Genomic DNA, 16719 nt, shown 5'->3' with positions numbered 1-16719 from the left:
CCGACAAACGCACTAGGGGGAGAGTTGACTCAACCGCCGGGGAATTGGCCCTACCCAACTGCCGCGGCGCCGCCGGTGCCGCCAGCGGTGAGGCGGAACGTGCTCGGACTCATCGCCCTGATCGCCAGCATCGTCGGGTTCGTGTTCGCCTGCTTCCCCGGCGCGCTCATCGTCGGGTGGGTGCTACTACCGATCGCGCTAATACTTGGCATCGTCGGCGTGTGTCTCTCCGGCCAAACCAAGGGCACGAGTGTCGCCGCCATCATTGTCTCGATCGTTGGGATGGTGGTTGGCGCAGTTGTTTTCCTCACGCTCGTCTCACATGCGTTCAGTGACGCGTTCGGCAAGTCCGACTTCACCCCATCAGCCGGGTCTGGAGCCACGGAGACCGAGAACAACGCCCGGGCCCGTGAAGGGAGCAGAGACAATCCGTTTCCGATCGGGCAGGAAGTGACGAGTCGGGACTGGCAAATCACCCTCGGCCAGCCCCGTGAAGCGGGGACTCAAGTCGCCGCGGAGAACCGCTTCAACGATGAACCTGAGCCAGGCATGGAGTATTGGATCGTCCCCGTCACCGCCACCTATGTCGGTGAGAAGACCGGCAATCTCATCTTCGGTGTCCGAATCAAATTTGTCGGCGCCGACAACCGGACTTACGACGACGACTGTGGGGTCCTTCCCAACCCATTGAGCGACGTCGGGGACCTCTACCCGGGCGGCACAGCAAAGGGCAACGTGTGTGTCGCCGTCCCGAGCGGAGCAGACGGTTTATGGACGTTAACCACCGGCATCGGAGACCCTGCGTTCTTCAAGGCAAACTAGGGGTCTGTAGAGCGAATTCTGCTAAGCCGATTCACGGTCACCGCAGCGTACGCCAGTGCCGATTCGGTCGCGACGAGCCGGTTGAGCAGCTGGTAGTAGCGCACCGGCGACAGGCCCAGCGCGCGGATCGCGTCCTCCTTCTCCCCGGCGGTCAACCAGAAGCTTTGCTCCACGTCGAGGATCGCTTGCTGCTGTGGGGTCAGGGGATCCATAGCCAGTCTCCGTCCAGGTGGTGCTCGATCTCGGCGACTTCGACCGGGTCCAGGGTGTCCATGCGGGTCCGCAGTGTGGGTTCATCAACCCACAGCTGCTCGGCGAGCTCGATCGGGTTCCGTGTCCACCGCAGCCCGGCAACGAGTGCCGGTAAGGCGATGAGCCGGCGCGCGGTGATTTCGTCGACGATCTGTTCCTCGCGTGCGGCCGCTGCCGGGTCGGTTGGTACGGGTCCGCGCTCGCGGTGCACCAATTCGTGCGTGAGCGTGCACCTGCGCTCAGCCTGGGTCAGTGTCGAGCACAACCAGATCCGGGCACCGTGCTGCATGCCCATCAGATGCTCGGGGAGTTGGTAGCGGCAGGAGACGTCGACCTCAGCGTGGTCGTTGCGCAGGATCCGCCATGGATGCCATCTCGCCTCAGCTGTCATGGAGCGGACGCTAGGCGGTCAGTCCGACACAAATGGGTCTGACCAGGAACTACACCATTGTAACTAAGAAGCCGTCTTCAGGCCGTGAACGGTCCAGAGAGCGGGCGGGAAGGACTGACCTCGGGATGCCTCCCGCACCTTAGTCGCAAGCTCGCCCGGCTTCGGAGGGTCAGCTGGGATGGGTACGTCTAACGACGGCGACTGGCGCGATCGCAGGTACCGCGTAACGCGCTGGGCTGGTGACAAGATCCACCAGAGCGTGGAGCCGTGCACGAAGTACCTGGCGATCGAGTGGTCGAGTTCCGCCTCGGCTTCCTGCAATCGCCGCCTTCCACCTTCAGTTCCGAGGAAAGATCCAACGCGCGATGCTGCCTTCTCCTGTGCGCGTTGGTGTGGATCGATACCAGCCTCCCGCATCCCCGTCCACACGGCGCATGCAACCGACAACGACAACTCCCGCGAGTGATCCGCCAAGAAGTCGCAGTACTTGAGCACGTCCTGAGCTCGGGGGTCGTCTTTGCTGATGTCACCGGAGAGGATGCCATCCATCACGCGATCTCGAATCCGGAGAGCCTCGTACTCCACTCGAGCACGAGCGACTGCCGGCCGTCCCCACAGCAGCGCGAACCAGCCTGCTGCCAGGGGTAGCAAGAAGCCCAGGAAGAGCACTACTGCGGTACTCATCGTTTGCCTCTCTTCATCTGACCATCATGCCCGAAATGCCCGTGTTTGTAATCAGTAAATCGGTAACGACCGTGATATTATGCCCGGCCCTCAATCTTTGGCCGGCTTTTGCCTGGTCAGGGGCACTTGTCGTTCGAGGGCTTCGTTGCGGCGGCGGAGACTCTCATTCTCTTCTCCCAGTATCACCATTCTCGGCTCCAGTTCATTGAGCCGGGCCCTGGCGTGCCGCGCCTTCTTCTTCTGCTGGTAACCCCAGGCTCCGGTCACGCCGTTGGTGATGGTCAGGGCAATGGTGAGGGTGATGGCAACGGTCACGTTGACCGCTGTCGTCTTGCCTGCAAGGACAGCCGCGAGCGGCCATACCGCAAGGATGGACAAGGGCACCGAGACGCCTAAGATCCCCGCCTTCACCATCGACACGATGGATCGCCACTTCGTGATGGCAATCTTCTCCGCCGACTCCGAGCCAGGCTTCGGCTTCGGCGGCGGCGTGCGCTTCGATTTCCCCGACATCCGTCTATTCCCTCATCCCCAGCTCGTTCCATGGGCCGATTTGGCTCTGGCGGCCCCGCGATCTGGCCAAATCAGGCTCCGTCCGGGGGCTCGCCTTGATCGCTCTTGCCTTTGAGGTAGCCGGTCGGAGTAGAGCGCGCGGCGTCTCGGAACTCCAGAGGCGGCGCTTCGTCCACGGGACTGTTGTCCGGCCTGTAGGCCTTATCGGGATCGCGAGACCGCAGAATCGTCCGAGCGGCGGCGAGCGCCGCTTCGTCGCTCGCGCCCGGTTCGAAGGCGCAGACGATTTCGTATGTCTCGCGCGGAATGGATTTCGACTCCTCGTGGGTGACCACGCGAAGTCCCCCTTTGTCCGGGCCCGTCAGCGACAGGATCACCATCGGGCGGGGGCTGCGCTGCGGGGGATCATCGTCTTCGTCAAATCCCGGAAGCACTTGGTTCTCATGCAGGCCCTGTTTCGCCAGGTTGGCACGGCGAACATCACGCTTCATCTGTCTCAGTCGGGCGACGTCGCCGCCGAAAGCTTCCAGAACCGCCTCGTGGACGGCGTCCGTCAATTCCTCGGCCGCGTTGATCAGGCCGCCGACCTCGTCGAGGTACGTCTCAATGTCGCTCGGATCGTCGTCGGGCTCCGGGGCGAATGCAGGTATCGCGGCATCGACATCGTCGGCCCGAAAGGAAAGGTTTACCCACGCGGCCAGCCGCTCTGAGCGATCGGCCCTCGCGACGCGTTGACGCTCGCCGGCGGTTGGCGCCCACTCCGCGCGCAGGGAGGCTAGCGCCTCGGACTCCTTCACCATCAACCCGGCGTCCTCGCGGTAGTGCGATGTCCGCGTCGGTGTCGGATCCCCACCTCGGAGGACTTCGTCGATGCTCCCGGTCAGCCACTGAAGTGCTGACTCCAGGGCTGCTCCGGTCCCGTCCCGAAAGTCGGAGTGTTTGCCACCTTCGATGAGCCTGAGCGTCGCGGTCGACGGGCCGCCTAGCTCCTGCACATCAACCTGGGTCAGCCTCAGCGACTTTCTGCGCGCACGAACTAGGCGTCCCAGGCGCTGGGCAGGGGTCTCATTTGTCATGTCGTGAAGCCTTCCAGCCACCACCGCGACAGGTCCAGTGAAGTCATGACAAGTCTAGCGCCAGCTCAGCGACGGTTTCGATAGTTACACACTTGTCGTTTTGCACCTCAGAAACTAAATCGGCGATTGTATTGCGATTCGAGCGATGGTTGTCTAGGGTTGTCGCTATGCCAGCGATAGAACCGCTAGGACCGATGGTTCGGATCAAAGATGTTCGGATAGGCCTCGGCCTGAGTCAGGTGCAGTTGGCCGACCGGATCGCCGAACTGGGTGTGGAAATCACTGACGCAGGAATCTCCAACGTCGAGAACGGCAACAAAAAGGCCAGCGACCGGTTGCTGATCGCGTGGGCCAAGGCGCTCGGGATTGAGCCACTGAACGTGTGGCACGGGCCGCTGCGCCCCCCGGTGCAGCCGGCCACACCACCGCGGCGCGGGAAGTCGGTTGCCTGATGTCCGCAGACCTGACACTTCCGGATGCCCGCGCAGAGCGCGACGCGCTCGCTGGCCGCACCGACGTGCTCGACAAGGTGGGTGTTCTTCGATGCCTGCCCGACGACATGCACGCGACCACGGAGATGGTTGCCGAGTTTTACGAGACGTCTGTCGAAGCGATTCGGCAAGCGGTGAAGCGGAATCGCGACGAGCTCGACGATGACGGCTATCAGGTGCTCGGCAGGCTCGAAGTCAGTGACAAGTTGTCACTGACTCCCGACGAGTTGGGGATGCCGCGTAACGCAGGATCAATCGGGCTGTACCCTCGGCGCGCCGTCCTGCGGCTGGGGATGGTGCTCCGTGACTCTCCGGTCGCACGCCAGACCCGTGACTACCTCCTCGACGCCGAGCAGGTCTCACCCGTCCGGGAACTCACCGAGGACGAGAAGCTATTCGAGGCCTTCCAGATCCTCCGGACCCGAACCGAGCGGCTCGCCATGGAAAACCAGCAGCAGGCGGACAAGATCGCGCTCGACGCCCCAAGGTCAATTACTTCGAGGTCTACGTCGCCGACACCGACTGCCTCAAAGTCCGCACCGTCGCCGCGAACAACAACGTTGGTGAAGAGTGGCTGCGGGACCTCCTTATCGACAAGGGATGGATCTACGTCGAAACGGAGCGTCGCTACTCGGAATCGAAGGGCTGCGTCGAAATCCGCCGACGCTACTCGGCCTACGCGCACAAACGTTCGTACTTCAAGCCGATCGAGACGCACGAAGCACCCCGATTCAAGGGTGAGGTCATGCACACCCTGAAGATCACCCCGCACGGTGCTGAAGCGGTCGCGCGCTTGATCGCCCGCGAGGTGGCCGCCTGATGCGCGCGGACGACGCACTGAAATACGCTGCGGCGCGGCTACACTCCTGCACGGACTGGGCGATTGACTCCATCGGTGGATCCGACGCCTGCCACGGCCACGAAGATGAGTGCGGCGCGATAGCCGACATCGTGGCTGAGATCAACGGCCTCGCTGCCGAATTCGGGGACCGCGGTACCTACTCTGATGGCCGAAAAGTCAAGACCGGTGCCTGGATCGACAACAGCATCCGAACTGAGCATGTGTGGCACCCCGACCCCGCTCAAGAAAAGCCGTTGTCGTGGCGGGGCAATCTACTCTCCGATCCCGGCAGTCCTTGCCCAGGCGTCTACGAAGTAACCACTGACCCGGCAACGCAGGACATTCACGTCCGGGTGGTGAGAACGGTATGAAGCGCTCCCATTCGCTCGAAGAGGTTGCGGCGGCTCATCTTCCGCCGGAATGGACCGACAGTGTTCGGTGGCTGCGTCGGCGTCTCAACAGCGGCGAGCTGACCGGGTTCAAGGTTGGCCGTTCGTGGCGGATGACCGACGAGGACGTCGAGAACCTGACACGCCGGTGGCGCAACGCGGAGCCGACAACGCCGGCCGAGGTCCCCGCGGCCCCGCTGGTCGACTCCGAAGATCTGACGTTCTGGGAGGGGTTGTCGGAGGGGTCGCGTCGGCGGTTGAGGTCGGCGTCATGACGGTCCAGTTGTTCGCTTTGACTGCGGCGTTCGGCTTCAGTTGGGCGGCGAAGGGCTGGTGGGTCCGGGAGGATCGGCGTTTCGCTGAGCGTGTCCAGGCCGAGCTGGATGCTGCGCCGCGGGTGCCGGTCGGAGTGTCGGCTGCGGACGTCGACGGGAACCGCTGGTGACCGCGCGTCGGGTGTTCGACGCCGCCGTCGAGCTTCTGGGCCGCATGGCTGACTCGCTCGTGGAGCTGTTCTGGCCGCTGGATGCCCGGGCGAAGTCGTTCCTGACGATGGGCGGCGCCGACCGGTTGGCGGCGGCCGAGGAGCGCGCCGAGGTCCTTGAGCCGTGGCACGGCACCGGGCCTGCCGAATGGCTTGCCCCGCCCCCTGGATCGTCCGCTCCCGCTCACGAGCAGGTTGCAGCGGGCTGTCCCGGGCCCGACACCGCTGACGGCATCAGCGTGGGCCCGGGACGTTCGTCTTCTGAATCGTCCGCGGAGTGCCGGGAGGTCTGCGCGGATGTTGCCCCGGGTCCGGTGTCACCCCCCAACCAGGCACCGGACCCGGGGCGCCCCAACCTGATTGACGACATCGCCCGTGTCCTGGCGGACGAGTTCGCGCGCACCGCATTGGTGCCCAAGCTGGGGCCTACCGCGTCTGGTGAGGGCTTCTTTGACGAGTTCCTCGACGACGACGGCCGTGAGATCTACCGGGGCTACGCCTGGAATCTGTTGGGCAGCTTCAACATCTCCCGCAAGTAGACGGTCCGCCGCTCGGGCATGAGCGACGGACCAGTTCGACAACGGAATACACAACTAGGAAGGAATCCCGATGTCAGTGGCAAGTCTAGTCGCCAAACGTCCGTACGACCTGATCCCTGGTGTCACCGCCGATGGGGAGCGTGTCGTCGAGCTGAAGTTCGCAGGTATCGGCATCGCGTTCGCGGTCGAGAGCAAGCCGCTCGGCTTCTGGACCGTGATGGTCGCGCGTGACGCCACGCCCTCCGATGTCGACACCGGTGAGGGCGGATTCACCGTCCTGGACCGCGGCGGTGCTGTCGCAGCACTGGAGTCGATGGCCGGTTTGTACCTCTCGGGCTTCCAGGTGGTGGCACTGTGACCGGGAAACCTCAAGTCTCACTTGGCGCCCCGCTCACCGCCGACCAAGTCGCGGAAGTCCAGCGCGTCGGGGCCGACTGGTTCGAACTCGGACTCTCCACGGAGCGCTGCGCCCGGACGGCGGCCGAGGCCGCCGTCCGGGCCGCGTATCGCGCGGCCGGTATCGAGGAACCTCGCGTCATCGTGTGGATGGATTCCCCGATGGGGGGCGTCTTCGCCGCTGCCGCCATCAAAGAACTTGGGCGGGGTCAGCTCGGGGATCAGCTCGGGGATCAGCTCGGGGATCAGCTCAGGGGTCAGCTCGGGGATCAGCTCAGGGGTCAGCTCAGGGGTCAGCTCAGGGGTCAGCTCGGGGATCAGCTCGGGGGTCAGCTCGGGGGTCAGCTCGGGGGTCAGCTCGGGGATCAGCTCAGGGGTCAGCTCTGGGATCAGCTCGGAATGGAGCTGTCGCTGTGGTGGGACGCGTACTGGTTGGCGTACTACACCTGCGCGCTTCCCCTTGCGGGGCTGGAGAATTCGCCGCAGCTTGACGCTCTAGCAGAGGCGTGCCGACAGCTCGGGTGGTGGTGGCCGATGAAGGGCGCAGCGGTCTTGACCGATCGGCCCACGGTGCTGTCGCGCGACCAGCAGGGCCGTCTGCACAGCGCGACCGGGCCTGCCCTGCTGTTCGCGGACGGCTACAGCTATCACGCGTGGCATGGCACGCGCGTTCCGGCTGATCTGATCGAAACCAACTGGGGTGCCGACAAGATCATGGCGAACGACAACACCGAAATCCGGCGGTGTGCGATCGAAAAGATGGGCTGGCCAGAGTTCATCGCAACGTCAGGGTTCAAACACGTTGACACCTGCGACGATCCGGCGAACCCCGGCCAGGTGCTGGAGCTGTACGACATCCCAAGCAAGGTTCTCGATCTACCCGTTCGTGCCCTGGTCGCGACGAACGCCACCGTTGAGCGGGATGGAACCCGCCACACCTTCGGTTTGACGATCCCCACGGATTGCAAGACCGCGCTGGAAGCTGCCGCCTGGACGTTCGACGTCCCGGTGTCGGAATACAAGGAACTGGCCCGCGCAACCTAGCCGGGTCGAAAACAGTAAGGGAGAGAATCGATATGGCAACAACGACTCAGCTGATCGAGGCCACCGGTGTGCATGTGGTCACCGATCAGGACTTCGATCTGGATATCCCGGTGAAGTCAGGGATGCAGCGTCAGGGTGACGTGCTGGTGCGGCCCGCCGCGGTGAGGGCGCAGACCGCGGTCCCGGCTGCGGGCACGCCGGTGGTGCGCGGCGAATCGGGTGGCAACACCCATGCCATCTATGCCGCTGACGGGCCGGTGTACTGCGATGTGCAGCCCGCCTCGACGCGGGACCTTCGGGTGGCCACCCTGTCCGTCCCTGAGGGCTCTGAGGCCTACCTGGCGCATCCGGAGCACGGCTACATGGGCATTGCCCCCGGTGATTACGAGATCCGCCGGCAGCGCGAGCAGGCCGAGCAGCAGCGGATGGTCGCCGACTGATGCCCGACACCCTGCATTTCGTTGCGGTCGTCGTCGCTGAAGCGATCGTGGCGGGTCTCGCGGCCTTCCCGATCGCTGTCGGCATCGTCTGGGCGCGGGCTCGTCTTCAGAAGCGGCGCTGAGCTGGTCGTGGACCGTTCGTAATCACCTGACACAGAAAGAGACACATGGACATGGACACCACCCTGGACGACGCCAAAGACGACGACCACGCTGTCGTGTACGTCGACTTGATCGAGGACCAGCCGGTGACGCGCGCGGAGTTCGATGAACGGAATGCGCTCACCGAGGATGAGGGCGACGAGGCTTACGCCCACTACCTCAACGACTTTCAGCCGTTCCGCTGGCATGCCGAGAACGCCGGCAACCACGAGATCCTCAGCCACGGCGAACGCTACTTCAACGAGGCCGACGCCTTGGCGAACATCGGCCAGCAGTTCGGCATCTCCACCATGGTGTACCTGCGGCGCGCCGAGCACGGTGATCAGCTGATCCGCTCGGCGTACCCGAACCACCTGGGCGACATCATCGAGATCGGTCCGGCCTGTTTCGCTCAGGCCGACGGCACGGTGCTGAACTGGCGCGGCCAGAACTACGTTCCCCAGGATCCGGCGATGGCCGCCGCCGCGACGTCGCTGGCCGTCCTCGGCGCCACGGCCCGCGTTCTGGGCCTCGGTGAGGAAGTCCTGGCCGACGATACCGACGAGGCCACCAGGAAGGCTGTGGCGGCTGACGCGGTGGCGTTCCTCAAGCAGCTGGCCGGTATCGAGTGAGCAAGCAGATCCCGAAACGGGTGCGCGCCGACCTGCGTGAGCGCGCCCAGGAGTGCTGCGAGATCTGCGGCGCCCCTCACGCGACGAACGCCCATCATCGCCGGAATCAGTCGCAGGGCGGCCTGGATGTGCTGTCGAACCTGATGTTGGCGTGCGGATCCGGCACGACAGGGTGTCACGGGAAGATCACCGCGAACCCGGACTGGGCCGCGGAGATGGGCTACACCGTCAAGGGCAAGGTCATCGAGCCGGCCGACGTCGAGGTGTGGCGCTTCGACATCACCCAGGGTGTCCGGGTGTTGGTGAAGCTCACCGATGACGGCGAGATCATCCCGCAGGCGGCAGCATGACCGACATTCAGGCTGCCCGCACGGCAGCGACACGGTTCTTCTGGGTGTGGCTGATCGCGGCCACCGCCGCCTCGGTGGCCGGCAACGTGGGCCACGCACTTCTCACCCCGCACGCCGGATCACCCGCTATCGCAGCGTCGATGGCGATCACCCTCCCGATCGTCATGCTGTTCGCCACACACGGCGTGCACGTCCTCGTGCAGGCCCGAATCGGCGGCGCTCCGTACTACGCAGCGCTGTGCACTACCGCCGCGCTGGCGCTGGCCGCGTTCATCCTGTCGTTCAGTGCGCTGCGGGATCTCGCGATCCGGTGGGGCGGCTGGAGCACACAAATCGCCTGGCTGTGGCCCCTAGCCATCGATCTGGGCATCGCCGGGAGCACCCTGTCCCTGCTGGCGCTCAGCAGTGCACAACGCCACGTGGAGCCCATGCTCAGCGATGCGCACCCCGGCGCGCCCGTCAGCGTCCAGGTGCACACCGAGGTTCACGCCGCCGCGTCGGCCGGCGCTGACGAGCGCACCGCAGCGCGCGTATCAGTCGCCGAGCTGGTCGCCCGACTCGATGACGAGATCACCACCGACGAAGCCAAGTTCCTCCCCGCGGCCGAACACGTCATTGAGGTGGTCGGCATCAACATCGACCGCGTCAAGGTCGCCCGCGTCCTCTACGCCAACAGCCAGGGCACCGCGCCGAGCACTATCGCCCGCGAACTCGGCGTCGGCTTCACCACCGTCAAACGAATCCTCGGAGGTGAGTCGTGAGCGGCAACATGTACGTGACGACGCTGCGGGTCGATGAGATCTTCGCCGACCCCACCTATCAACGGATCCTGGACGTCGCGCGCGCCCGGAAGATGGCCGGCACGTGGGACCGCAGGTTGGCCGGCATCATCGAGGTTTCTGACCGCGGTGATGGGATAAGCCCCCGCTACGCGGTGGTGGATGGGCAGCACCGGTGGGCGGCAGCGGGCTTTCTGGTGGACCCCCCCCAGTTGGTCGTCAATGTGCACGAGGGGCTTTCGGTCACCGACGAAGCGGAGTTGTTCGACAAGCTGAACCGCAACCGCAAGCAGACCGGCACCTGGGATCACTGGAAGGCACGCAGGGTGTCGGGGGACACCGCGGTGACCGACATCGAGCGGGTCGTCACTCGTCTCGGGCTCGAGGTCGACATGTCGCCGTGTGATTACCGGATCTCGTGTGTGTCCACGCTGGAGAAGGTCGTCAAGCTCGGCGGCCTGGATCTGTTGGCGCAGACCCTAAACCTGATCGTCGAGGTGTGGGGTGGTCGTCGGGATGGTTTGGACGCCGCGGTGATTCACGGTGTGGCTCTGGTGTTGTGGTACCTGCACGATCCGATCGATCTGAAGCGTCTCGGCGACGTGATGCTGTCGGTGAATCCGCGACAGCTGAAGTCGAACGCCCACCAGCTGCGGGAGATCACCGCCGGCTCGGGCCCGGTGCGCACGGCGATCGCGGTGATGACGCTGTACAACAAGACACCGGGCCGTCGAATTCTGGTGTCCAACAACACGTTCACCGGTAAGCGTCGGGAATCGGCCGCGTGAAGCCGCTGACTTGGCTCATCGGTGCGTGCTGCGGCGATTGCGAGATGCGGCCGTGCGTGTGCCCGTGGTCTGACGACTACGACGATCTGTGGATCCCCGGCCTGGCCGACTATGACGATGTCTGCGCCGTCCATCACCGCGAGATCCGCGAGGTGGCGTGATGAAGCCGATGTCACCGGTGAAGGCTGCCGAACAGCTGTTGAAGAGCCTTGCGGGCGAAGAGGGCAACGGGACTGATCTGTGGACCCCGGTGCAGGCCTACCGCCGCGCCTATTCGGACGCCGCTGATGAGGGCGACCAGTTGCACCTCGATCTCGTCCAGGCCGCCGCCGCGGTCCTCCGAGCGGTGGGAAGGCTGCCATGAAACCGTTCTTCGACGACGGCCAGGTCACCCTTTACCACGGCGACGCGCTCGATGTTGGCGCCAAACTGCCAGACGGCGCGGTGGATTCCATCGTCACTTCGCCGCCATACTTCGGGCTCCGCGACTACGGTGTGGAACCAACGAGTTGGCCCGACCTGCGGTATTCGCCGGTGTTCGGCGCCCCGCCGGTGGCCGTTCCCGCAATGACGTGCTGCCTTGGCTTGGAGCCAGATCCAATCGCCTATGTCGGGCACCTTCGTCTGCTCTTCACCGAGCTGCGCCGCGTCCTGGCCGATGACGGCACGCTCTGGATCAACCTCGGCGACAGCTACGCCGGAAGCTGGGGCAACCAGGGCCACGACGACGATCGCGACGACATGAACGCCGCCCGCCGTCGCGGCGGTGCCTACCGCTCCGGCACTCATCTGGGATCGATCCGCCCAGGAACCCCTCCCGCGAAGAATCTGATGGGCATCCCGTGGCGGGTCGCACTCGCCCTCCAGGATGACGGCTGGATTCTGCGCAACGCGATCGTGTGGCACAAGCCGAACGCGATGCCTGAGAGCATCACCGACCGTCTGTCTGGTCGCTACGAGAATGTCTTCCTGTTCTCCAAGCAGCCCCGCTACGGGTTTGATCTCGACGCTGTACGAGTCGAATACAGCGGCGACCGGACGCCCTCGCGCACCGCGCGTTCCGGGGCAACCAACAAGGAGAACAGCATCGCCACACCGTGGCGCGCGGATCGGGCTGTGCCAGCGTCGCTGTCGTTCAACCGCGAGACGAAAGAGGCCGATGTTCCCGGCCAGTCTGCCCGCCAGCACCGCGAACGGCCAGACCCTACAGAGGAGTCGTTGACGCGGGGCCGCAATCCGGGCGACGTGTGGGTGGTTCCGACTCAGCCGTTCACCGCAGCGCATTTCGCTGTGATGCCGTTGGCGCTGGCTCAGCATTGCGTCGTGGCTGGCTGTAAGCCGGGCGGAACAGTCCTCGACCCGTTCAGCGGTTCAGGCACAACAGGTTTGGCCGCACAACGCAGCGGCCGCCGATACATCGGCATCGATATCAACAGCGAGTATCTGGATTTGTCGCTGCGTCACCCGAAGCGGTTGCGTGATGCGGCATTGGATTTCGGAGAGGTGGACGCATTGTGACTAGCCGCGCGCCGAGACGAAAGGCCATCGCTAGTAGACGGGCAGGTCTTCAGGGTGGACGTCTTCTCATCGGGGACCTGATCCGAATCGTGGAAGATGCTGCGCTTTTCGCCAGCCGCGACACCACGCTGCCGATGATCAACGCGATCCACCTGGAGTCGACTAGCACCAGGATTATCGCCGTCGCGACGGACCGCTTCGTTCTGGGATCCGCGGCCGCCCATTACCTGGAGGGTGCGAGTGGCGCCGAGTTCTCGGTGTCGTTGACACTCAACCAGGCCAAGCTGGTTGCGGCTGTTGCGAAGGCGTGCAGGGCATCAATGCTCTATGCGACCGTCGTGAACAGGGAGACACAGGTGACGTTCGAGTTCGCCACCGGTGAATCACTGACGCTCCCAAAGCAGCTGGAGGAGCACACTTTTCCTGAGTGGCGCAAGATCGTTGAGGAACGTGCAGCCGATATCGAGGGATCAGTCCAGGTCATCGGTTTCGATCCGAAACTGATCGCCCGGTTCGCGAAGGTCAAGAACGCACGCCAGATGGCAATCAAGCTCTCCAGTCCGAACAAGGGCGCACTGGTGTCTATCGGCGATCAGTTCGTCGGTGTCGTAATGCCGGTCCGGTTCAGCGGCGACACCAATGTCAGCTGGACGCGGGACTGGCTGGAGAGGCCAACGCCGCCGGCCGCTGAGACCGCAAAGAAGGCCGTACCCGCGAAGAAGGCGCCAGCAAAGGCTGCCCCCCGCGCCCGAAAGAAGGTCTCGTGAGTCGTCATGTCGCGGAGCAGGACCGGGAGTGCCCGTTCGTTACCCGCAACACGTGGGCCGTCTTCAAGGTGGGCGCTCTGTGGCGGGTTCTTCGGCCGTCCCGGGCCTGGGCTTGTCACGAGCAGGACGCGTGCGCGGGCGACTTCCCGAGCCACGCTGAGGCGCTGCGGTGGGCCACCGATCCCGCAGTGAGGGAGGCGTGGCTTGACCGTCCGGACAGCAAGTTCCACCCGACGGGCATCGACCGGGATATCTGGATCGAGGGTCTGAATGCCCAGTGTGTCGCCGACCAGCCCCGGGGCTTCAGCCTGTTCGGACCGGTCAAGGACGCTGCCTGATGGGCTGGTCGGTCGGCTACGACAGCAACTGGAATCGGGATGTCGGGTACGGGGTCCCGGCTCAGTGTGATCACCCCGACTGCGGCGCCGAGATCAACCGCGGCCTGGCCTACGTGTGTGGCAACGACGTCTACGGCGGTGACCGGGGCTGCGGCCTGTTCTTCTGCTATGACCATTTGACGGCGGGCACCCAGCTCTGCGACCGCTGCGCTACCGAGCGGGAGCCCTTCGAACCGACACTCGATGCCGACGAGTGGATCAACCACAAGCTGACGGACCCGAGCTGGGATAGGTGGCGCACCGAATGCGCGGAGCAGCTCTATGCGACCCAACGTCAACGGGTCTTCAAAGCCGCGCTGGAGATCTACCAGCCGGACGGCGTGAAGATCTGGCTCGACGCGGAAAACCGGATGCTGGAAGGCAAGTCACCAGCCGATCTGATCCGGTCGGGCGACGTCGACCGCGTCTTGGCCCTCGTCGACTTCCTGGCCGAAGGGAACTTCGCGTGACCGAAACCGTCAAGCCCGCAGCGCCGTCCAACGCCTCGGATCTGATCTCCACCCTGCTGCACCGCGCGCCCAGGACCGCGATGACGTTGGCGGCTGGTCAGTTGGCGTGGCCGGCGGCGAAGGCGTTGCGCGACAAGGTTCGTGAGCGCACCACGTACACGGTGAAGGTGTCGGCGACGGATGAGATTTACGACGAGTTGCATGAGTGGGTGTTGGGGTTGTTGCCGCCGCAGCGGCATCACGCGTTGGTGGCGTGGACGGCGAAGCGCAGCGACAACCACATGCCGGCGTCTGACAGCCCGGTCAAGACTCCACCGCGGCTGCGGCTGCGTTATGACGGCTCTCGTGAGCAGGTCGTCACGATCGCGGGTCACAGGATCCGGGTTGTGGTGTACACGGGGGAGACCTCGGGGAAGAGCGAACGGCTTTGGAAGCCAGCGGAGATCGAGTTCACCGCCAGCTCGTTGGCGGCACAGCAGGCGTTGCTCGGTGAGATCAGCCAGGTGGCGCGGCGTAGCCATGAGTCGAAACGCACACCTGTGTTCCGGATGCTCAATCAGTGGGGGGATTGGCAGCGGCTGGATGATCTGCCTGTCCGGGACCTCGACAGTGTGATTCTGCCGCCGGGGCAGCTGGAGCGCCTGGTCGCCGACGTCGGGACCTTCCTCGACAAAGAGGACGAGTACACCCGTCGCTGCATCCCGTGGCATCGCGGCCACCTCTATGAGGGCCCACCCGGGACGGGTAAGACGTCGGTGGCCCGGGCGATCGCCTCCCATTTCGGCTTGGACATCTGGTATCTGCCGCTCGGTGATGTCCGCAAGGACTGCGACCTGCTGGCCGTGATCAACCGGATCAGCCCACGCTCGATGCTGCTGATGGAGGACGTCGACGTGTTCCATGCCGCCACGCAGCGCGACGACGAGGACGGCGGCGTCACCTTAGCGGGCCATGAGGCGCGCCACCTGGCGGCTGTCGGCGTTGTCGAAATGCTCGACGACATCGATACGTCCAGCCCGGGTCACTGCCTCGTCGATCACATGCGCCGCGTTGGAAGTCAGGACCGTGAACAGCCCATGGGGAGTTGCGATTCCGTCGAGTGCGTTCAGGAGGCCAGACAATGGTACGGCCGCCCGGTGTCCGCCGACCCGGATATCACCGGCGTCTCGCCAGCAGCGGTCACAGAGGCCTGCAAACGCCACGAGGAGCCATCGGCAGCGCTCGCCGCGCTGCGCGCCCAGCAGGGGGTGGCGTGATGACACCTAACCCGCTTTTCAAGACACCGTCACCGGCGTGGGTGGCGGAGACCGATCAGTACCGGGCGGAAGCCGCCGAGCGTCTCGGCAAGTTGATCGAGGTCTACCAGGAACTGCTGTCCGACAACGTCGGTATGCCCGCGCTCACGGCCCGGGCGTTCGCGGTGATGGTCCAGCTAATCATCGAGGCTGTCGACCCGAATGACGAGCTGAGCCCTGCTGACGGTAATCGGCTCGTCGAGGTGGCTGAGACGTTGGTCTCGGCGATCGAGAAGTTGGCTGCTCGGTGAGCGCCACCTTGGACCTCCGGGCGCTACTTCAGCGCCACTACATCAAGCCTGGGATTGATCTGCCGGGTGGCGTGTTCCTGCCTGAGGTGGGCTGGAATGGGTGCGCCGGAGGCGGGTGCGACGCGATTTACGTGGGCTTCACGTCGGCCAGCGGTCGCCTGTTAGTGGGGCATGAGCTGAAAGTCAGTCGCTCTGACTGGCTTTCGGAGTTGAATAAGCCGGGGAAGGCTGATCGCTGGGCCGATCAGTGCCACGAGTGGTGGCTGGTGGTTTCTGATCCGGCGATCGTGCACGACGGGGAACTTCCCGCGGGGTGGGGGCTGTTGGTGCCCGGCCCGTCGAAGACCCGGATGCGGGCACTCGTCAAGGCCACGCGTAAACCGGAGGGCCATACACCGTCGTGGGATGCCGTGCGGTCGGTGATGGCGCGCTGGGACACCCTACGGGCTCAGGCCATCGCCGATGCCAAAGAGCAGGCGCGCCAAGCGGCCACGGCAGAGGTAGAGGATCGCGTTCAACTTCGGATGAAGGTCGAGCTCGCCCAGGCCGAGAGTGACGGTCGGGTACTGGGCGCCACTCGCGAGCGGCTACAGGCTTTGCAGAAGGCGCTGGGCCACAACATCGTGTGGGACGACCAGCGGCCCGGCTTCATCAACCACACGACGTTGGGTGAGATCGAGCAGATCCGCGCGGTGCTCGACGAGGTCACATCCGCGAAGGCCGCGGCGCGGCGATTGACGTCCCAGACGGGCTGGCCGGTGCGGAATCAGCTGGACGCACTGGAGAACGCCATTACTGGGATGCGGGCGGCCTTAGCAAAGCTGGAGGGTGATCCTGCCCATGTCTGACTCTCCGATGTGGCTTCCCTACCCACGAGCGGTGCTCGTGGGCATGGGGCGCTGCCCGGATTGCGGCTGCCACGTCGAGACGCAGGGCCATAAGGACAACTGCCCGACCCTGGTGGTGGCTGATGGGGCGTAGGAATCCGA

The 16719-nt window shown here is 64.7% G+C and carries 29 protein-coding genes; 25 read left to right on the top strand and 4 right to left on the bottom strand.

Going from position 1 to position 16719, the window contains the following annotated elements:
- Positions 1-99: 99 nt before the first annotated feature.
- A complete protein-coding gene (locus tag EV580_RS06825; protein WP_133690295.1) occupies positions 100-822 on the top strand; it encodes a hypothetical protein in 723 nt (240 codons plus the stop codon).
- Here EV580_RS06825 and EV580_RS06820 read toward each other — a convergent pair.
- The 4 genes from EV580_RS06820 to EV580_RS06805 form a co-directional block, all read right to left on the bottom strand.
- Positions 819-1034 (bottom strand): DUF3263 domain-containing protein, encoded by a 216-nt coding sequence (locus EV580_RS06820; protein WP_133690294.1) that lies wholly within the window; start codon positions 1032-1034, stop codon positions 819-821. The two genes, EV580_RS06825 and EV580_RS06820, sit on opposite strands and share 4 nt — an antisense overlap.
- On the bottom strand, positions 1022-1465 hold the full coding sequence (locus tag EV580_RS06815; RefSeq protein WP_208114570.1) for a hypothetical protein: 444 nt from the start codon (positions 1463-1465) through the stop codon (positions 1022-1024). Before EV580_RS06815 ends, EV580_RS06820 begins: the two co-directional genes overlap by 13 nt.
- A gap of 774 nt (positions 1466-2239) precedes the next feature.
- The gene (locus EV580_RS06810; RefSeq protein ID WP_133690293.1) at positions 2240-2662 is read right to left on the bottom strand and encodes a hypothetical protein; all 423 of its coding nucleotides are present in this window, start codon (positions 2660-2662) and stop codon (positions 2240-2242) included.
- A gap of 71 nt (positions 2663-2733) precedes the next feature.
- Positions 2734-3462, bottom strand: coding sequence for a hypothetical protein (locus tag EV580_RS06805; protein WP_133690292.1), 729 nt, complete (start codon positions 3460-3462; stop codon positions 2734-2736).
- A gap of 443 nt (positions 3463-3905) precedes the next feature.
- Between EV580_RS06805 and EV580_RS06800 the strand changes: the two genes are divergently transcribed.
- The 24 genes from EV580_RS06800 to EV580_RS33655 all read left to right on the top strand — a co-directional run bounded on the left by EV580_RS06800 (position 3906) and on the right by EV580_RS33655 (position 16711).
- Positions 3906-4190 (top strand): helix-turn-helix domain-containing protein, encoded by a 285-nt coding sequence (locus tag EV580_RS06800; RefSeq protein WP_133690291.1) that lies wholly within the window; start codon positions 3906-3908, stop codon positions 4188-4190.
- Between the two features lie 433 nt (positions 4191-4623).
- Positions 4624-5049 (top strand): phage antirepressor KilAC domain-containing protein, encoded by a 426-nt coding sequence (locus EV580_RS06790; RefSeq protein WP_133691072.1) that lies wholly within the window; start codon positions 4624-4626, stop codon positions 5047-5049.
- Entirely contained in the window at positions 5049-5441 is a 393-nt protein-coding gene (locus EV580_RS06785; protein ID WP_133690290.1) for a hypothetical protein, read from the top strand. Before EV580_RS06790 ends, EV580_RS06785 begins: the two co-directional genes overlap by 1 nt.
- The gene (locus EV580_RS06780) at positions 5438-5734 is read left to right on the top strand and encodes a hypothetical protein (protein WP_133690289.1); all 297 of its coding nucleotides are present in this window, start codon (positions 5438-5440) and stop codon (positions 5732-5734) included. The genes EV580_RS06785 and EV580_RS06780 overlap by 4 nt, the downstream gene beginning before the upstream one ends.
- Complete coding sequence (locus EV580_RS33670; RefSeq protein WP_166654600.1) at positions 5731-5904, top strand: hypothetical protein; 174 nt, start codon at positions 5731-5733, stop codon at positions 5902-5904. The genes EV580_RS06780 and EV580_RS33670 overlap by 4 nt, the downstream gene beginning before the upstream one ends.
- The gene (locus EV580_RS06775) at positions 5901-6482 is read left to right on the top strand and encodes a hypothetical protein (RefSeq protein WP_133690288.1); all 582 of its coding nucleotides are present in this window, start codon (positions 5901-5903) and stop codon (positions 6480-6482) included. Before EV580_RS33670 ends, EV580_RS06775 begins: the two co-directional genes overlap by 4 nt.
- A 70-nt stretch (positions 6483-6552) precedes the next feature.
- The gene (locus EV580_RS06770) at positions 6553-6840 is read left to right on the top strand and encodes a hypothetical protein (protein WP_133690287.1); all 288 of its coding nucleotides are present in this window, start codon (positions 6553-6555) and stop codon (positions 6838-6840) included.
- Positions 6837-7922 carry a DUF6745 domain-containing protein gene (locus tag EV580_RS33665; RefSeq protein ID WP_166654599.1) on the top strand — a complete coding sequence of 362 codons (1086 nt, stop codon included), beginning with the start codon at positions 6837-6839 and terminating at the stop codon, positions 7920-7922. Before EV580_RS06770 ends, EV580_RS33665 begins: the two co-directional genes overlap by 4 nt.
- A 32-nt stretch (positions 7923-7954) precedes the next feature.
- Positions 7955-8362: a DUF8820 family protein gene (locus EV580_RS06765; protein WP_133690286.1), complete on the top strand. Its 408-nt coding sequence runs from the start codon at positions 7955-7957 to the stop codon at positions 8360-8362.
- Positions 8362-8484: a hypothetical protein gene (locus tag EV580_RS34195; protein ID WP_286171476.1), complete on the top strand. Its 123-nt coding sequence runs from the start codon at positions 8362-8364 to the stop codon at positions 8482-8484. The genes EV580_RS06765 and EV580_RS34195 overlap by 1 nt, the downstream gene beginning before the upstream one ends.
- Positions 8485-8535: 51 nt before the next feature.
- Positions 8536-9135 carry a hypothetical protein gene (locus EV580_RS06760; protein ID WP_133690285.1) on the top strand — a complete coding sequence of 200 codons (600 nt, stop codon included), beginning with the start codon at positions 8536-8538 and terminating at the stop codon, positions 9133-9135.
- Positions 9132-9485 (top strand): HNH endonuclease, encoded by a 354-nt coding sequence (locus EV580_RS06755; RefSeq protein ID WP_133690284.1) that lies wholly within the window; start codon positions 9132-9134, stop codon positions 9483-9485. Before EV580_RS06760 ends, EV580_RS06755 begins: the two co-directional genes overlap by 4 nt.
- Entirely contained in the window at positions 9482-10246 is a 765-nt protein-coding gene (locus EV580_RS06750) for a DUF2637 domain-containing protein (protein ID WP_133690283.1), read from the top strand. The genes EV580_RS06755 and EV580_RS06750 overlap by 4 nt, the downstream gene beginning before the upstream one ends.
- Positions 10243-11052: a DUF6551 family protein gene (locus EV580_RS06745; RefSeq protein WP_286171475.1), complete on the top strand. Its 810-nt coding sequence runs from the start codon at positions 10243-10245 to the stop codon at positions 11050-11052. Before EV580_RS06750 ends, EV580_RS06745 begins: the two co-directional genes overlap by 4 nt.
- On the top strand, positions 11049-11213 hold the full coding sequence (locus EV580_RS33660) for a hypothetical protein (RefSeq protein WP_166654598.1): 165 nt from the start codon (positions 11049-11051) through the stop codon (positions 11211-11213). The genes EV580_RS06745 and EV580_RS33660 overlap by 4 nt, the downstream gene beginning before the upstream one ends.
- Positions 11213-11416: a hypothetical protein gene (locus EV580_RS06740; protein ID WP_133690282.1), complete on the top strand. Its 204-nt coding sequence runs from the start codon at positions 11213-11215 to the stop codon at positions 11414-11416. Before EV580_RS33660 ends, EV580_RS06740 begins: the two co-directional genes overlap by 1 nt.
- A complete protein-coding gene (locus tag EV580_RS06735; protein WP_133690281.1) occupies positions 11413-12570 on the top strand; it encodes a DNA-methyltransferase in 1158 nt (385 codons plus the stop codon). Before EV580_RS06740 ends, EV580_RS06735 begins: the two co-directional genes overlap by 4 nt.
- Before the next feature lie 134 nt (positions 12571-12704).
- Positions 12705-13337, top strand: a complete 633-nt coding sequence (locus EV580_RS06730; RefSeq protein ID WP_353619818.1) for a beta clamp domain-containing protein — start codon at positions 12705-12707, stop codon at positions 13335-13337.
- Positions 13334-13675, top strand: a complete 342-nt coding sequence (locus EV580_RS06725) for a hypothetical protein (protein ID WP_133690279.1) — start codon at positions 13334-13336, stop codon at positions 13673-13675. Before EV580_RS06730 ends, EV580_RS06725 begins: the two co-directional genes overlap by 4 nt.
- Positions 13675-14184 carry an antitoxin Xre/MbcA/ParS toxin-binding domain-containing protein gene (locus tag EV580_RS06720; protein WP_133690278.1) on the top strand — a complete coding sequence of 170 codons (510 nt, stop codon included), beginning with the start codon at positions 13675-13677 and terminating at the stop codon, positions 14182-14184. Before EV580_RS06725 ends, EV580_RS06720 begins: the two co-directional genes overlap by 1 nt.
- Positions 14181-15440: an AAA family ATPase gene (locus tag EV580_RS06715; RefSeq protein WP_133690277.1), complete on the top strand. Its 1260-nt coding sequence runs from the start codon at positions 14181-14183 to the stop codon at positions 15438-15440. Before EV580_RS06720 ends, EV580_RS06715 begins: the two co-directional genes overlap by 4 nt.
- Positions 15440-15730: a hypothetical protein gene (locus EV580_RS06710; RefSeq protein ID WP_133690276.1), complete on the top strand. Its 291-nt coding sequence runs from the start codon at positions 15440-15442 to the stop codon at positions 15728-15730. The genes EV580_RS06715 and EV580_RS06710 overlap by 1 nt, the downstream gene beginning before the upstream one ends.
- Entirely contained in the window at positions 15727-16578 is an 852-nt protein-coding gene (locus tag EV580_RS34190) for a hypothetical protein (RefSeq protein WP_286171474.1), read from the top strand. The genes EV580_RS06710 and EV580_RS34190 overlap by 4 nt, the downstream gene beginning before the upstream one ends.
- On the top strand, positions 16571-16711 hold the full coding sequence (locus EV580_RS33655) for a hypothetical protein (protein ID WP_166654596.1): 141 nt from the start codon (positions 16571-16573) through the stop codon (positions 16709-16711). The genes EV580_RS34190 and EV580_RS33655 overlap by 8 nt, the downstream gene beginning before the upstream one ends.
- Positions 16712-16719: the final 8 nt, after the last annotated feature.

The sequence above is a fragment of the Mycobacterium sp. BK086 genome, assembly GCA_004362315.1.
Classification (GTDB): domain Bacteria; phylum Actinomycetota; class Actinomycetes; order Mycobacteriales; family Mycobacteriaceae; genus Mycobacterium.
This window is presented reverse-complemented; position numbering and strand designations above follow the sequence as displayed.

What these genes read in the sequence shown, in the direction of transcription:
- EV580_RS06760 (WP_133690285.1), top strand. Translation starts at nt 8,536, where the DNA reads ATGGACACCACCCTGGACGACGCCAAAGACGACGACCACGCTGTCGTG.
- EV580_RS33670 (WP_166654600.1), top strand. Translation starts at nt 5,731, where the DNA reads ATGACGGTCCAGTTGTTCGCTTTGACTGCGGCGTTCGGCTTCAGTTGG.
- EV580_RS06720 (WP_133690278.1), top strand. Translation starts at nt 13,675, where the DNA reads ATGGGCTGGTCGGTCGGCTACGACAGCAACTGGAATCGGGATGTCGGG.
- EV580_RS06810 (WP_133690293.1), bottom strand. Translation starts at nt 2,662, where the DNA reads ATGTCGGGGAAATCGAAGCGCACGCCGCCGCCGAAGCCGAAGCCTGGC.
- EV580_RS06815 (WP_208114570.1), bottom strand. Translation starts at nt 1,465, where the DNA reads ATGACAGCTGAGGCGAGATGGCATCCATGGCGGATCCTGCGCAACGAC.
- EV580_RS06770 (WP_133690287.1), top strand. Translation starts at nt 6,553, where the DNA reads ATGTCAGTGGCAAGTCTAGTCGCCAAACGTCCGTACGACCTGATCCCT.
- EV580_RS06820 (WP_133690294.1), bottom strand. Translation starts at nt 1,034, where the DNA reads ATGGATCCCCTGACCCCACAGCAGCAAGCGATCCTCGACGTGGAGCAA.
- EV580_RS06800 (WP_133690291.1), top strand. Translation starts at nt 3,906, where the DNA reads ATGCCAGCGATAGAACCGCTAGGACCGATGGTTCGGATCAAAGATGTT.
- EV580_RS06740 (WP_133690282.1), top strand. Translation starts at nt 11,213, where the DNA reads ATGAAGCCGATGTCACCGGTGAAGGCTGCCGAACAGCTGTTGAAGAGC.
- EV580_RS06805 (WP_133690292.1), bottom strand. Translation starts at nt 3,462, where the DNA reads ATGGTGAAGGAGTCCGAGGCGCTAGCCTCCCTGCGCGCGGAGTGGGCG.
- EV580_RS06750 (WP_133690283.1), top strand. Translation starts at nt 9,482, where the DNA reads ATGACCGACATTCAGGCTGCCCGCACGGCAGCGACACGGTTCTTCTGG.
- EV580_RS33655 (WP_166654596.1), top strand. Translation starts at nt 16,571, where the DNA reads ATGTCTGACTCTCCGATGTGGCTTCCCTACCCACGAGCGGTGCTCGTG.
- EV580_RS06730 (WP_353619818.1), top strand. Translation starts at nt 12,705, where the DNA reads ATGATCAACGCGATCCACCTGGAGTCGACTAGCACCAGGATTATCGCC.
- EV580_RS06765 (WP_133690286.1), top strand. Translation starts at nt 7,955, where the DNA reads ATGGCAACAACGACTCAGCTGATCGAGGCCACCGGTGTGCATGTGGTC.
- EV580_RS06785 (WP_133690290.1), top strand. Translation starts at nt 5,049, where the DNA reads ATGCGCGCGGACGACGCACTGAAATACGCTGCGGCGCGGCTACACTCC.
- EV580_RS34195 (WP_286171476.1), top strand. Translation starts at nt 8,362, where the DNA reads ATGCCCGACACCCTGCATTTCGTTGCGGTCGTCGTCGCTGAAGCGATC.
- EV580_RS06735 (WP_133690281.1), top strand. Translation starts at nt 11,413, where the DNA reads ATGAAACCGTTCTTCGACGACGGCCAGGTCACCCTTTACCACGGCGAC.
- EV580_RS06780 (WP_133690289.1), top strand. Translation starts at nt 5,438, where the DNA reads ATGAAGCGCTCCCATTCGCTCGAAGAGGTTGCGGCGGCTCATCTTCCG.
- EV580_RS06710 (WP_133690276.1), top strand. Translation starts at nt 15,440, where the DNA reads ATGACACCTAACCCGCTTTTCAAGACACCGTCACCGGCGTGGGTGGCG.